The sequence below is a fragment of the Clostridioides sp. ES-S-0054-01 genome (assembly GCA_021561035.1).
In the GTDB taxonomy this organism is placed as follows: Bacteria; Bacillota; Clostridia; order Peptostreptococcales; family Peptostreptococcaceae; genus Clostridioides.
The window spans coordinates 3,605,808-3,620,541 of record CP067346.1 but is presented as its reverse complement, the minus strand read 5'-3'; the positions used below and the strand labels follow the sequence as shown (position 1 = coordinate 3,620,541).

At 27.9% G+C, this 14,734-nt stretch carries 9 protein-coding genes, 1 pseudogene, 1 CRISPR repeat array and 1 riboswitch; of the genes and pseudogenes, 9 read left to right on the top strand and 1 reads right to left on the bottom strand.

All coding sequences use genetic code 11. The annotated features are described in order from the left end of the window. Positions 1 to 40 precede the first annotated feature (40 nt). From dnaE to rlmD, 4 genes and pseudogenes are all read left to right on the top strand, one after another. A pseudogene (dnaE, locus tag JJC02_16495) lies at positions 41 to 1,576 on the top strand (DNA polymerase III subunit alpha). A gap of 208 nt (positions 1,577 to 1,784) precedes the next feature. After that, on the top strand, positions 1,785 to 2,744 hold the full coding sequence (gene pfkA, locus JJC02_16490) for a 6-phosphofructokinase (protein ID UDN54445.1): 960 nt from the start codon (positions 1,785 to 1,787) through the stop codon (positions 2,742 to 2,744). 51 nt (positions 2,745 to 2,795) lie between these two features. Then, a complete protein-coding gene (pyk, locus tag JJC02_16485; protein UDN54444.1) occupies positions 2,796 to 4,556 on the top strand; it encodes a pyruvate kinase in 1,761 nt (586 codons plus the stop codon). A gap of 173 nt (positions 4,557 to 4,729) precedes the next feature. Next, positions 4,730 to 6,088 (top strand): 23S rRNA (uracil(1939)-C(5))-methyltransferase RlmD, encoded by a 1,359-nt coding sequence (gene rlmD, locus JJC02_16480; GenBank protein ID UDN54443.1) that lies wholly within the window; start codon positions 4,730 to 4,732, stop codon positions 6,086 to 6,088. A 685-nt stretch (positions 6,089 to 6,773) separates the two neighbouring features. Beyond that, a CRISPR array of direct repeats spans positions 6,774 to 7,330; the repeat unit is 29 nt; unit sequence GTTTTATATTAACTATATGGAATGTAAAT. Between the two features lie 242 nt (positions 7,331 to 7,572). On the opposite strand, the gene JJC02_16475 is transcribed toward rlmD, so the two are convergent. After that, the gene (locus JJC02_16475) at positions 7,573 to 7,749 is read right to left on the bottom strand and encodes a hypothetical protein (protein UDN54442.1); all 177 of its coding nucleotides are present in this window, start codon (positions 7,747 to 7,749) and stop codon (positions 7,573 to 7,575) included. A 51-nt stretch (positions 7,750 to 7,800) separates the two neighbouring features. Further along, positions 7,801 to 7,897: riboswitch (cyclic di-GMP riboswitch) on the bottom strand. 436 nt (positions 7,898 to 8,333) lie between these two features. Between JJC02_16475 and JJC02_16470 the strand changes: the two genes are divergently transcribed. The 5 genes from JJC02_16470 to JJC02_16450 all read left to right on the top strand — a co-directional run bounded on the left by JJC02_16470 (position 8,334) and on the right by JJC02_16450 (position 14,589). After that, a complete protein-coding gene (locus JJC02_16470; protein ID UDN54441.1) occupies positions 8,334 to 9,002 on the top strand; it encodes a hypothetical protein in 669 nt (222 codons plus the stop codon). Positions 9,003 to 9,967: 965 nt separating this feature from the next. Continuing rightward, positions 9,968 to 10,963 carry an ATP-binding cassette domain-containing protein gene (locus JJC02_16465; protein ID UDN54440.1) on the top strand — a complete coding sequence of 332 codons (996 nt, stop codon included), beginning with the start codon at positions 9,968 to 9,970 and terminating at the stop codon, positions 10,961 to 10,963. After that, on the top strand, positions 10,950 to 11,804 hold the full coding sequence (locus JJC02_16460; protein ID UDN54439.1) for an ABC-2 family transporter protein: 855 nt from the start codon (positions 10,950 to 10,952) through the stop codon (positions 11,802 to 11,804). Before JJC02_16465 ends, JJC02_16460 begins: the two co-directional genes overlap by 14 nt. Further along, positions 11,804 to 12,595 carry an ABC-2 family transporter protein gene (locus JJC02_16455; GenBank protein UDN54438.1) on the top strand — a complete coding sequence of 264 codons (792 nt, stop codon included), beginning with the start codon at positions 11,804 to 11,806 and terminating at the stop codon, positions 12,593 to 12,595. The genes JJC02_16460 and JJC02_16455 overlap by 1 nt, the downstream gene beginning before the upstream one ends. Positions 12,596 to 13,209: 614 nt before the next feature. Continuing rightward, positions 13,210 to 14,589 (top strand): MATE family efflux transporter, encoded by a 1,380-nt coding sequence (locus JJC02_16450; protein ID UDN54437.1) that lies wholly within the window; start codon positions 13,210 to 13,212, stop codon positions 14,587 to 14,589. Positions 14,590 to 14,734: the final 145 nt, after the last annotated feature.

Sequence of the window (14,734 nt, the reverse complement as noted above, 5' to 3'; positions counted from 1 at the left end):
GGGGGAAAAGATGGAGATGACTTCAAAATCTTACCTATCACTATTGCAGGTCGTTAGAGATTTAGGTGGTTATAGTTATGGACGAAGTGACCTAGTTAGAAGAGCCATGAGTAAGAAAAAGATGGATGTGATGGAAGAAGAAAGACAATATTTTATTCATGGTAAATTTGACGAAGATGGTAATATAGAAATTGCAGGGTGTATTAGAAATGGTGTAGAAGAGGAAATAGCTAATAAAATATTTGATGACATGATAGACTTTGCTAGATATGCATTTAATAAATCACATGCGGCTGCATATGGAGTTTTAGCATATGAGACAGCTTATCTAAAAACATATTATCCAGTTGAATTTATGGCAGCGTTGATAACCAGTGTAATGGGAAATACTGATAAGGTAGTTGAGTATATAAGAGAATGTAAAGCATTGGAAATAGATGTATTGCCTCCAGATATAAATAAAAGTTTTTCAAAATTTTCAGTTGAAGGTGACAATATAAGATTTGGTCTAGCAGCTGTAAAAAATGTTGGTGTAAACATAATAAACAATATAATTGCTGAAAGAGAATCTAATGGACTATTTGTAGATTTAGTAGATTTAGTTAAAAGATTAGACCAAAAAGATACAAATAAGAGAGTAATAGAAAGTCTAATAAAATGTGGAGCTTTTGACAATATAAGTGAGAATAGAGCTAGTTTGATGGCTGGTTATGAAAGTTTATTAGAAAGTGTATCTATGGACAGAAAGAAAAATGTTCAAGGTCAGATTTCTTTATTTGATGCTTTTGGAGGTAATGAGGAAGATAGTGATTTTCAACAAATATATAGTTTGCCTAAAAGGCAAGAGTATGAAGAGAGAGAGAGACTTAACCTTGAAAAAGAAGTCTTGGGAATGTATGTAAGTGGACATCCTTTATCACAATTTGAAAAAGAATTACAAGAAAAAACATCTATGGATAATGGAAAATTGAATTCATTAAAAGAGGAAGAAGAATCATACCTACAAATGAATGAAACAGATGTTATAATGGGTGGAATGATTGTAACTAAAACTATAAAAACTACAAAGCGAAATGAAATTATGGCATTTATTGAATTAGAAGATTTGTATGGTGCTATAGAAATAGTAGTTTTTCCTCAATTATTACAAAAATACAATGTCATTTTGAATGAAGATAACATAATCTATGTAAAAGGAACATTAAGTATAAAAGAAGGCGAAAATGCAAAACTTATAGCTAGAGAGATAAAAGATATAAATGATGATACTGATTTTGAAGATAGAAACTACAATTCGGGAAGAACTAGAAATGTGGAAAATATTAAGCTAGAAAGTGGTAAAAAATTGTATTTGAAAATAGATAGTATGTCTGATACCGAGACAACTAACAATATTGTAGAAATAGCTAAACAATATCCAGGTAATGACAGTATATACTTATATCCTATGGACGAAAATATAAATGGTAAACGTAAAGCATATAAAATGACAGGAGCATTAACTTGTATATGTGATGAATTTATAAATAACTTAGAAAAGTTACTTCCTAAAGATAACATAAAAATAAAAGCTTGATTTTTTATATAAAAATCTAAATATATTATAATAATATGAAAAATATTGTCCGTTTTGTGATATAATATCACAAAATGGACATTTAAGGACATTTAATTTTTTTAGTCTTGATGGGATTGAAAAATGATATAGGGACAAAAAAAGTCCATTAAGATAAAATAACAACGATTATAATAAAAAATTGACATAAAATCCAAGGAGGTAAAAAATGAAAACTATAGGATTACTAACAAGTGGAGGAGATGCTCCAGGAATGAATGCTGCGATTAGAGCGGTTGTAAGATCAGCAATATATTATGGATGCAAAGTATATGGAATCAATAGAGGATATAAGGGGTTACTAGAAGAAGATTTAACTGAAATGAACTTATCTTCTGTTGGGGATATTATACACAGGGGAGGAACTATATTAAAATCTTCTAGATGTGAAGAATTTAAAACAGAAGAAGGACGATTAAAAGCAGTAAAAATTCTTAAAAAGTATAAAATCGATTGCTTAGTTGTAATTGGTGGAGATGGTTCATTTGTAGGAGCTCAAAAACTTAGTGACTTAGGATTCCCAGCCATAGGTATACCAGGAACTATAGATAACGATTTAGCATATACAGATTATACTATAGGATTTGATACTGCAATGAATACTATTATAGACGCAATAGGTAAGATAAGAGATACATCATCATCTCATGAAAGAGTTAATATAGTGGAAGTTATGGGAAGACATTGTGGAGATTTGGCTTTATATGCAGGTCTTGCAGGAGGAGCGGAAACTATAATAGTACCAGAAGTAGAAATTACGGTAGATGAAGTTGCTCTAAGATTAAAGACTACTCAAAAAAGAGGTAAGAGACATAGTATAATCGTTTTAGCAGAAGGAGTTGGAAGTGCTAGTGATTTAGAAAAGGAACTTAAAAAAGAGTCAGGAGCAGATTTAAGAGTAACTGTATTGGGTCATGTCCAAAGAGGAGGAAGCCCAACTGTATCTGATAGAATACTAGCAAGTAGACTTGGCGTAAGAGCAGTAGAATTATTACTAGATGGAAAATCAGCTAGAGTTGTAGGAATAAAAGAAAATAAAATAATTGACTTAGAAATAAGTGAGGCTTTAGCTCAAAAGAAAGTATTTGATAAAGAAGCTTATGAGATGGCAAAAATATTATCTATATAAGTTTTAGTATTAAAAATAAATCTGTGGAATAATATCTCAGGAGGAGCAAATATGTTAAATAATGTAAAGAAGACAAAAATTGTTTGTACACTAGGTCCAGCATCACAAAGCGAGGAAGTTTTAACTCAACTTATGCAAAACGGTCTAAACGTGTGTAGATTTAACTTTTCTCATGGTTCGCATGAAGAACATAAGGAAAGAATAGATATGGCAAAGAAAGTTAGAGAAAAATTAAATAAGCCAGTTGCTATATTATTAGACACTAAAGGGCCGGAAATTAGAACCGGTAACTTTGAAGACCCAGAGGTATTTTTAGAAGAAGGACAAAAGTTCACTATAACTATGAAAGATATTATGGGGACTAAAGAAATGTGTACGGTAAGCTATAAAGGTCTTGCTGAAGACGTTAAAGCAGGAGATTCTATACTAATAGATGATGGTTTAGTTGGTTTAAGAGTAAAAGAAATAAATGGAGAAGACATAGTTTGTATTGTTGAAAACTCAGGAATAGTTAAAAATCATAAAGGAGTAAATGTACCTGGTGTTAAGATAAATTTACCAGCGATAACTCCTAAAGATATAAGCGATATAGAATTTGGAATAAGTCAAGGAATAGATTATATAGCTGCTTCTTTTGTAAGAAAGGCATCTGATGTATTAGCAATAAGAGAAGTATTAGAGAACAATAATGCAACTGATATACAAATAATATCTAAAATAGAAAACCAAGAGGGCGTAGAGAACCTAGACGAAATACTAAAAGTTTCTGATGGTATAATGGTAGCTAGAGGTGACTTAGGTGTTGAGATACCAACTGAAGAGATGCCAATAGTTCAAAAAATGATGATAAAAAAATGTAATGAATTAGCAAAGCCAGTTGTAACTGCTACACAAATGCTTGACTCTATGATAAGAAACCCAAGACCAACAAGGGCAGAAGTTACAGACGTTGCTAATGCTATTTATGATGGAACAGATGCGATAATGTTATCTGGAGAAACTGCTGCTGGAAAATATCCTGTAGAAGCAGTAAAAATGATGGCTACAATAGCAAAAAGAACAGAAGAGACTTTAGATTATGATAGATTATTAAAGGAAAATGGTACTAACAATGTTACTGTAACAGATGCAATAAGCCATGCAACTTGTACAACAGCAGTAGATTTAAATGCATCAGCTATAATAACATCTACTTCTTCAGGATACACTGCTAGAATGGTATCTAAGTTTAGACCAAAATCTCCGATAATAGCTACTACAAATAATGAAAAAACTATGAATAAATTAGCTCTTACATGGGGAGTTTATCCAGTTAAATCTTCTGTTGCGGGAAATACAGATGAAGTTATAGAAAAAGCAATTGAGGCAGTTAGACAAGCTGATTATATAGATAATGGAGAATTAGTAGTTATAACTGCTGGAGTACCAGTAGGAGTAAGTGGAACTACTAACTTAATAAAGGTTCATGTAATAAGTGAAGAAATAGTGCAAGGTATAGGTGTAGGTACTCAAACAGTAGAAGGGAAAGTTCGTGTAATAAAGAATGGAGATACTTGTATAGACTTCAATGAAGGAGACATACTTGTTTCTACTGCTACTGATGCCGAGATGAACAATTATATAGAGAAAGCAGGAGCTGTAGTAACTGAGAATGGTGGAATGACATCACATACAGCTATTGTAGGTATAAATTTAGATATACCAGTTATTGTGTCTGCAACTGATATAACAAATCTAGTAAAAGATGGAGAAGTTGTCACTGTGGATGCATCAAGAGGTGTGGTATATAGAGGTTCAACTAGAGTTTTATAAGAAAAATAATAAATTTATTTACCAAGGGGCTTTATAAGCTCCTTTTTTTTTGGTAAAATAAAATATTGTAGCTTAGTAAAAATATAGTTTAATTAATAGCAATATTTTAATATAAATTTAAAGAAAAGAGTTTGTAAAGATTTAAATATAATAGATTGATTGGAGGGTGATTTATGCTTTCGAAAAACGAGGTGTATATTGTAGATATAGTAGACATTGGACAAGGCGGAGTAGGAGTAGGAAAGTACAATGGTATTACAGTTTTTGTAGAGGGCGGATTGATACAGGATAAAGTTAAAGTTAGGATTAATAAAGTAAAGAAAAATTATGCTGTAGGAGATATTGTTGAGATAATAGAAAAGTCTCCATTCAGAGTGAAAAGAGTGTGTAGTGATAATCTTAGGGATTGTGGAGGGTGTCAGATACAAGATTTGGATTATAATAAGCAACTTGAAATGAAAACGAATGAAGTTAAGCAAGTACTTACAAGAATAGGTAAGTTAGAGGATGTAGAAGTTCATGACACTATAGGAATGGAGAATCCATATAGATATAGAAATAAAGCACAATTTCCAATACAAAAGAATGATGGTGTTCCAATTATTGGTTTTTATAAAAAGAAGACTCATGATGTAATATCAACAGAAAAATGTGTAATACAGCATGAGATAAATGATAAAATTGTTAAGATAATAAAAACATATATAAGAGCCTATAAAGTAAGTATATATGATGAAAAAACTCATACAGGGTTGATTAGACATTTGGTAACAAAAATAGGTTTTACGACTAAAGAAGTAATGGTTGTATTAGTAGCTAATGGAAACAAACTTCCATATCTTAAAGAATTAGCTTCAGTGCTTAAGGAAAATATACCTGGATTTAAGACTTTAGTTATAAATGTAAATCAAAAAGATACGAATGCTGTTCTAGGAAGAGAAAATATAGTTATATATGGAGATGGTAAAATAAATGATTATATAGGTGACTTAGTATTTGAGATTTCGCCATTGTCATTTTTCCAAGTAAATCCTGTCCAAACTAAAGTATTATATGATAAAGCTCTTGAATATGCAAATCTAAAGGATACTGATACTGTTTTTGATATTTACTGTGGCATAGGTACAATATCTTTGTTTTTGGCACAAAAGGCTAAAAAGGTTTATGGAATAGAAATTATAGAGGATGCTATAGAAGATGCTAAGATAAATGCTAAATTAAACAATATACATAATGCTGAATTCTATGTTGGAAAAGCAGAAGAAGTTGTCCCTAAGATGTATAGTGAGGGTAAGACTGCCAATGTAGTAGTTGTAGACCCACCTAGAAAGGGCTGTGACGAAAAGGTATTAGAAACTATTGTTTCAATGAATCCAGAAAGAATCGTTTATGTTTCTTGTAATCCTTCTACTTTAGCAAGGGATTTAGATTATCTAAATATACACGGATTTAAATGTGTTGAAGTACAGCCTGTAGATATGTTTCCTCATTCTACACATGTGGAAACTGTAGCTAAGGTAATCAAGCAATAGCAACGTTTATATAGATTAGTATATTAATAATATATTGTATTTGACACTGGTTTACCACCATAAAGCGATTTCGGTGGCAAATTTAGTCTACAATATTATCAAAAATCTCTACAGTTTCATTTTATCAGTTATATGTGAATAAGTCTGGTCAATATGCAAGCTAAATTGACTGCAATAGATATGTAGATGAAGTACACATAGCATATGGATTCCACGATTTAAAGGGTGCAGAGCTACAAAATAGTTATGGAGTTATGAGATAAGCTCAATTATTAAAAGTAATGCTTACATCAGAAAAATATGTAAGCATTATATATTATAATCATTTTAGCAAGGAAAATAAAATTGAAAAGCTAAGGGTGATTTTATCATATAAACGCCAAAATAAATAATTTTTAAATTATACTCAATTAGAGAAATTCACCTTTTACAAAGTAAATTTTATTTCCTTGTTTTTATTATATAATAAATTTGTATAGATATTCAAAAATAATATTTTTATGATATAATAAAAATATAGAAGTTTTGCAGTGTGCGATTTTTCTAGTAAAGTATGGTTTAACAGTTGAAATATAAGGAATTGAGAGCATATGATAAGTGTTATCAGTTGCACTATTGACCGCTCACTGCAAATTTTAGAGAGTTGTATATGTGTAAGTGTTGGAAATGCTAAGTTTATTTTGGGGTTTTATATTAACTATATGGAATGTAAATGTTGCTGTTGCTATTGTCTTTGCTAATTCTTGCATCTGTTTTATATTAACTATATGGAATGTAAATTCTAATAAAAACCCTATGTTGGTTGTCATTTCTGCTTGTTTTATATTAACTATATGGAATGTAAATCTTGCATATCGAGGTCAAGGAATTTTAGTGATGACCGTTTTATATTAACTATATGGAATGTAAATCTGACTCATTTTTTGATGTTAGTGGTAGCAAAAATTATGTTTTATATTAACTATATGGAATGTAAATTATGAACTAGAAGATTCAGATATTTTATCTGATAATTCGTTTTATATTAACTATATGGAATGTAAATATTTCTGACAATGAAATAGATAGGTGTATAGAAGAAGTTTTATATTAACTATATGGAATGTAAATTTTTCATTTTGCAATGATACATTAGCGAGCAATGAAAGTTTTATATTAACTATATGGAATGTAAATCAGGAGAAGCAAATGCCGAAATAAATGGATTTGGCGAGTTTTATATTAACTATATGGAATGTAATTTTTATTATTAAAAGTAACATATTTATTATTAGCTTTATCTACTCTTTTAATAATAATTTATTTAAAATAGATTTCATATAAGAGTTATAGAAAAGATACTGTATAAATTCTTACTTTTTAGAGAAATAAATCTAAAAATAACAGAAAGTAAAAAAGAAATATATTTTGATGAGTTTTTTAGCAACAGTTTATTTTAAATTGTAGATAAAACTAAAAAGGGTTCTCTAGAAAACAAAATCTATCTAATTATACTTACTTACCAATACCATCACTTGATGTAAGCAAGATTCTACCACATTTTCTCCGTACTCCAGTATAAAATCATCTAATTGTGTATCTATAAAATCACAATAATCATATGAACTACCGATATAAGCAGTCAACATATGTGTACATCTATCCATTTTATCTCTAAACATATATTATTATCCCCCTAAAAAACTTTCATAAAAACAAAAAGAATACATCTTTTTGGCAACTGGCTGACATAACTCATAAGATACTCTATAAGTCTTAGTCCCTATAGCTTTGCGTCACTAAATTTCTCTAGTTTTGCCGATTTAGTTTTATTCTACAATTACAATAATACAATAGAATTGGTTATTATTCAACATGCTTGTATGAAAATTGAATAAATTTATAGATATGAACGTTATTTTACTCCTAAAGAACCAAACTAAACATGTAGAATATGTAGTAAAAATTAATTGTAGTTTTTGTGATAAAAAGTTCCTATTACTATTTTAAATTGGATAAATTGAGGAAATGACATAAATTGAAAGAAAAAATATTAATAGAAAAATGCTTTAGGAAAACTTGATATTTCCGATAATATATATGATTTATATAAAATATTGAGTTTACTTAACTTATAAAGAACCTCTTACTAAAGAGATTTTACTTTTTAGAAATATTGAAGTTGTTAAAATTGTAAAAAAATAATGGTGATATTTAACTGTTAATCTATACTTAAAAATTAGTTCATTTTGGGAGGGGAAAATTAATGAGAATTTCTAATCAACATGAAAGTCAGTACTTGTTTAGATGTGAAAGTGATGTAAAAAATAAAAAAGCTAGTGAAAATATTAGTAATAAAAATCTTACTACAGAAAAAGACAATTATTTATCTAATATCATGAGACAAAAACAAGAACTTAATAATAGAATTAAAGATTTAAAAGAGAGACAAGATATTTATACTAAAAAAATAAATGAGGCAATTAGGAATTTATCTAAGTCAGAAATAAGAGAAACAGTCAATAACTTTTCTAATGTAGAAATAGGGATTAAAAATAGCGACGTAGAAGATGAAAATTCGACTTACTTAAATATGGGTGAGAAAAGAGAAGCTTTAATCACTAAGGAGCTTAATGAAGAAATTAAGGATAAAAAATTAAATGATAAAGAATTAGAACAAAAAAAATCTGATGAAGAGGATAACATGTTTAAAGAGGATAACATGTTTGGAGATTTACTTTTATTAGGTAAAACTCGAGAAGAACTTGAAGGCATGCTTAAAAATTTTATAAATATGACACAAGAAGAAATAATTGAACTCAAGTCGAGAATAGAAAAGTTAGATGAGGAGGCTAAAGAATATAAACAAAATTCAAATACTAATATATTTTATAAAACAGATGAACAAAAAAAGCATATAAATACATTAGTTTAAATATTGTGTTTTAAGAGAATAAATTTATGATGTAATGAAAAAGTAAAGATGTAATGTTAATACATTTCTACTAAATTAATAATTCGCGAATTAGTCTTAATTTCAATTATATTATTTGGAAAAATTGCCACCATATAAGTAATAGCTAATGAAGAAAGGATTTCTTACAAACAAGCTCAAGATAAACTTACAATAATCAGGAATTTTTTTAATAGTTTTGACTGAAGGAATGCATCTGAGATGGAAAGAGCCAATAAAGTTTAAAATTGGTAACCAGAGTAAAATATGATTAAATAAAATAAGTAGTTCTTGTATCATATTTTTAGAATAATGTTATGAAATAAAAACTTTATAGAATTATCTTTATTTTCTTTATATATTACCATAAGGAAAAAATATAAAAAACACTTATTATAAAAAATTAATATTGAGTGAACATTAGGTTTGAAAACACCAATAAATGGTGCAGAATAAAGAAATGAGACAAATTTAAATATATGAGTTTGTTAGATTAGACTTGAACATAAAAAAATTTTATGTTAAAATGTGAATAATAATATTAGTAAAGGAGTGTCTTAATGTCGGAATTATTTATAATGGTAACCAACAATTAAATAGTTGGAGACGCATATGTATTCTGTATAATCAGAATTTTTAAATGTATTTTTGATACATTTAATTATTGTGTCTTACTCTGCCTTTATAGATAACTAACATATGACAACAAATAATATTTAAGATATGTATTACTTTGTTAAATTGTGGTGTAGTAGGCTTTAATCTGCTACACTTTTATTAATTTTACATAGTATTCTTTTGATTATAATTATGTTGAAATAGAAAATATTAAATTTTCTAATCCACAGGAGTTTTCTGTTTTTGTATGGGTAAATATAACCATACAAAAAGGCAGATATAAACCTGTGGATTTTTTTATAGAAATTATGAGATATGGAGGTAATGAAATGAGCATAATTGAACTTAATAAACTGACTAAATCTTATAGAAGATTTGAGAAAGAGCCAGGTCTTATGGGAAGTGTAAAGTCTTTATTTAAAAGACAATATACAGAAAAAATAGCTATATCATCATTTGATTTAAAAATAGAGCAAGGAGAATTTGTTGGATTAATAGGTCAGAATGGAGCTGGGAAAACGACCCTTGTCAAGATGTTAACTGGGATTATCGCCCCATCTTCTGGAAAGATTTCTGTTATGGGTTATTATCCTAATAAATTGGAAAATAACTTCAAAAAACAATATGCTGTTGTTATGGGGCAAAAAAGTCAGCTATTTTTTGAATTGACACCAGCAGATACATTTCTATTATTTAAAGAATTATATGATATACCTGATGATGAATATAAGAAAAACTTAGATTATTTTATTGAACTATTTGATGTATCTGATTATCTAAATGTTCAGGTCAGAACACTTTCTTTAGGAGAAAGAATGAAAATGGAACTTATTGTAGCACTTCTTCATAATCCCAAAATTTTGTTTCTAGATGAGCCAACAATAGGTCTAGATGCTGTGGCACAAAAGCAAATCAGGTATTTTTTGAAAGAAGTAAATGAAACGAAAGGAACTACAATCATGCTTACATCTCATTATATGGAGGATATTAAGAGTCTTTGTAGTAGAAGTATTGTCATAGAAAATAGTCATAAAATATATGATGGGTTTACAGAAGAACTATTTAATCATTTTCAAAAATATAAGAAAATAACAGTTAGTCTTGATAGTGAAACTAAGATTTTATTTCCAGAAAATTGTAAGGTTATTGAACAAACAAATCATAAAACATCAGTAATTGTACCAAAAGAAAAGGGAAAGGAAACTGTTAAATGGTTTTTTGATAAGTATGATGTTAAGGATGTAATAATTGAAGAAGAAAATATAGGAAATATTGTTGAGAGAATATATAAAGAAGGAAGTGAAGAGTATTATGAACAACTATAATCAAGTGTATTCAAGACAATCATTATTTTATAAGTTTAAGCAAAACATAAGAAAGTATTATGAAATAGCTAAAATCAATTTCAAATTACAACTTATTTGGAGGTTTGATGTAGCAGTTAACATGATGTTTACTATTGTAAAAATTTTATTTGCTTATATCTTATGGAAATCAATTTTTGGTGAAAATAACCTAATTTCGGGTTTTACATTTAATTCAATGCTATCTTATTATATAATAAGTTCATTTTTATCAGGTATTGATATGTCAAGAAGTACTAGTGAAGAGATATGTAATCGTGTAAAGATAGGTACATTTTCAAAATATATGATTATTCCAATTGATATTCAAAATTACTTTTTTTCTAAAAACTTTGGGATGACATTTTTTTATTTGGCATTTAACATGCTTTCTGCCTTTGTATGGATTTTTATATTTAGAATAGACTTTGCTTTTACGTCAAATCCAGTGCAGATATTAATTTCAATTTTGATGATTGTTTTAGGGCTTATTTTTATGATGCAGCTTCATTTTTTTATTGGAATATTATCATTTAAATTTATTGAGATTAGTTTCTTTAGAATGATAGTCGATAATATGACTGAATTTGTTACAGGAACAATGATACCACTTGTACTTTTGCCAGAAACTGTAGTGACGATTATGAAGTTATTTCCATTTTACTACACAACATATTTACCATCTATGCTACTTATAGGTAGAAATAGTAATGAGGCAATACAAGGATTAATTATTATAGCATTGTGGGTAATATCCTTTTTTATAATAAATAAAATCATCTATAAAAGGATGAGAGTACTATTTGATGGGGTGGGAATATGATGAAAAAAAATTTCAAAATAATATTTATGTTATTGAAAATGAAGTTATCAAAAATGATGGTATTTAGATTTGATTTCTTTGGAGGATTTTTTGTAGATAGTTCCTTATTTATATTACAGTTATTAATGTTTAATAGTATTTATTCTCATGTAGACTCAATAGGAGGTTGGCAACGTGGGGAGATGTTAATATTTATAGGAACTTTTTCATTAATAAATGCAATAAACATGACAATTTTCTGTTTTGGAATTTATGATATTCCACGAAAGATTCAAGAAGGGGAATTAGATTATTATATTACAAAACCAATAAATCCATTATTTAGATTGGCATTTGAAAATATTAGTATTGGTTCATCTCCTTTAATTTTTGCAAGTATCCTTATAGTTATATATGGAATATCTGAACTAAATTCAGATATAACTTTTGTTATAATAATAGCATATATATGTATGGTTTTATTGATGACATTGCTTTTTTACGATATATGTATTATATTTCGAACAATTCCATTCTTTGTTATATCGTCAACTGCTATAATGAGATTAGAAGATAATTTAATACCAATGAACATGAAAATTCCTGGTGTAATATATGAAGGTGTCTTTAAACTATTATTCTACTTGATTTTGCCATATGGAATTATGTCAACAATCCCAACCCAAATCTTAGCTGGAACTCTAACAATAAAAGGATTAGTCTATTCAATTTGTATTGTATTCGTGTTTACGGTATTTATGTGGAAATTTTGGAAGTTAGGGATGAGACATTATAAAAGTGCAAGTAGTTAATAAATTTAGGTCTTTAATGTGATGAAAATTAAAGGTATAGCAGATATATATATTGTAATCTCAGGCTTTATTGTTATGATTTAAGCACTAAAGATACCAAAGTATATAGTATTATGGAGATTAATAATTGCTGTTATTCGTATTACATAAATAATCATAGTGATTTTTAAATACAATACATTTTTCATGTTATATATATATGTAAATAAATTATATGAGTTTATGCTGTTCTGTTTCCACCTACTTTATAACATTGTTAATATAAATTTTCTTAGTATTATAATTTGTGTTGTAACAAGTATTTCGGCTATTGAAGAAATAATGATGTGTATATTCTCTAAAGAATTGAAAGGTGATACTATGCAAGTATTTATAATTAAACATGTTTCATACGATACTAAACAGTAAAAACAAGTAATTAAATTAAGGAAAGTTAAGAGTAATGAAAAGATAGAGGCGTTATTTTTAGATGTTGTAACAACATAGAATAGCAAGATTAATTAAAACTATATCCAAATAATTAGATATAATCTTTATGAAGAAAGGAGGTCTTTTAATGTCTAATAATTTGGATATTATTTTAGATAGAATTAAGGTACAGGAGAATGATTTGAATGAGTGATATATCCTATTCAAAAAATCAAAAGCAAGATAATGTTAATGTGCAAGATAATTTGCTTGCACAAAGATTTAATATGTTTTCTCTATTAAAATTTGCATTTCCTACTATTTTTATGATGATTTTTATGGGGTTATATACAATTGTTGATACTATATTCGTTTCAAGATTTGTTAATACAAATGCATTATCAGCAATTAATATTGTATGCCCTATTATTAATATTATCGTTGGGCTTGGAACTATGCTTGCTACTGGTGGAAGTGCTATAGTAGCCCGTAAGATGGGTAATGGTGATATTGATGAAGCAAAGAAAGCTTTTACTTTAATTGTATTATCTGGAGTTGTACTTGGGATGATTATTACAGGTATTGGGATTATATTTATGGACTATATTATTATATGGCTAGGAGCAAGCGAGATTTTGATTAAATATTGTCGCTCATATCTTTTTATTATTTTAGTTTTTGCTTTTGCCAATATATTACAAGTATTATTTCAAAGTCTATTTGTAACAGCTGGAAAACCTCAACTTGGATTATGGTTAGTGATAGGTGCAGGATGTACTAATATAATTTTAGATTATGTTTTTATTGTTTTATTACAAATGGGTATTGGTGGAGCAGCACTTGCAACTGGTATAGGATATTTAATTCCTACTATTGCAGGTATAGTTTTCTTTTCAAGAAATAAGGGAGTACTTAGATTTTGTATACCTAAACTAGATAAAAAAGTATTATTTGAGACTTGTTTTAATGGTTCATCTGAAATGGTAAGTCAATTATCAACAGCGGTTACTACTTTTTTATTTAATATTATAATGATGGAGTTGATTGGTGAGGATGGAGTTGCTGCTATTACAATAATTATTTATTCTCAATTTCTTTTAACCTCACTTTATATAGGTTTTTCAATGGGAGTTGCTCCAATAATAAGTTATAATTATGGAAGTAAAGATAATATCCAGTTAAAATATATTTTTAAAACTTGTATATTATTTATCTCAGTGGCCTCATTACTGGTATTTGTGTTTTCTATACTATGTTCGCCAACTATTGTAGATATTTTTTCTCAAAAAGGAAGTGATGTCTATGAGATTACAAGTTCTGGATTTTATATATTTTCTTTTAGTTTCATTTTTTGTGGATTTAATATTTTTGCATCATCTATGTTTACAGCATTATCAAATGGAAAGATATCTGCAGTACTGTCTTTTTTGCGTACCTTTGGTTTTATAACTATAGGTTTGTTGATATTACCAAAAGTCTTAGATATAGATGGTATTTGGCTAGTAGTGCCAATTGCTGAGTTTTTAACTTTATTCTTAACAGTTGTTTTTATATATAAATATAAGAATAAGTATAACTACATATAAACATAACAATAAATATAATTAACATATATCATTTAGCCCATAAATAATGGTTTTCACTTTATTTATGGGTTTTTATTGTATTCTTTCTTTTATAATTCTGTTATCCACATATTGCATAATTAAATCAGTACCTAATTTATTGACC

What these genes read in the sequence shown, in the direction of transcription:
- JJC02_16465 (UDN54440.1), top strand. Translation starts at nt 9,968, where the DNA reads ATGAGCATAATTGAACTTAATAAACTGACTAAATCTTATAGAAGATTT.
- JJC02_16460 (UDN54439.1), top strand. Translation starts at nt 10,950, where the DNA reads ATGAACAACTATAATCAAGTGTATTCAAGACAATCATTATTTTATAAG.
- pfkA (UDN54445.1), top strand. Translation starts at nt 1,785, where the DNA reads ATGAAAACTATAGGATTACTAACAAGTGGAGGAGATGCTCCAGGAATG.
- JJC02_16455 (UDN54438.1), top strand. Translation starts at nt 11,804, where the DNA reads ATGAAAAAAAATTTCAAAATAATATTTATGTTATTGAAAATGAAGTTA.
- pyk (UDN54444.1), top strand. Translation starts at nt 2,796, where the DNA reads ATGTTAAATAATGTAAAGAAGACAAAAATTGTTTGTACACTAGGTCCA.
- JJC02_16470 (UDN54441.1), top strand. Translation starts at nt 8,334, where the DNA reads ATGAGAATTTCTAATCAACATGAAAGTCAGTACTTGTTTAGATGTGAA.
- JJC02_16475 (UDN54442.1), bottom strand. Translation starts at nt 7,749, where the DNA reads ATGTTTAGAGATAAAATGGATAGATGTACACATATGTTGACTGCTTAT.
- rlmD (UDN54443.1), top strand. Translation starts at nt 4,730, where the DNA reads ATGCTTTCGAAAAACGAGGTGTATATTGTAGATATAGTAGACATTGGA.
- JJC02_16450 (UDN54437.1), top strand. Translation starts at nt 13,210, where the DNA reads ATGAGTGATATATCCTATTCAAAAAATCAAAAGCAAGATAATGTTAAT.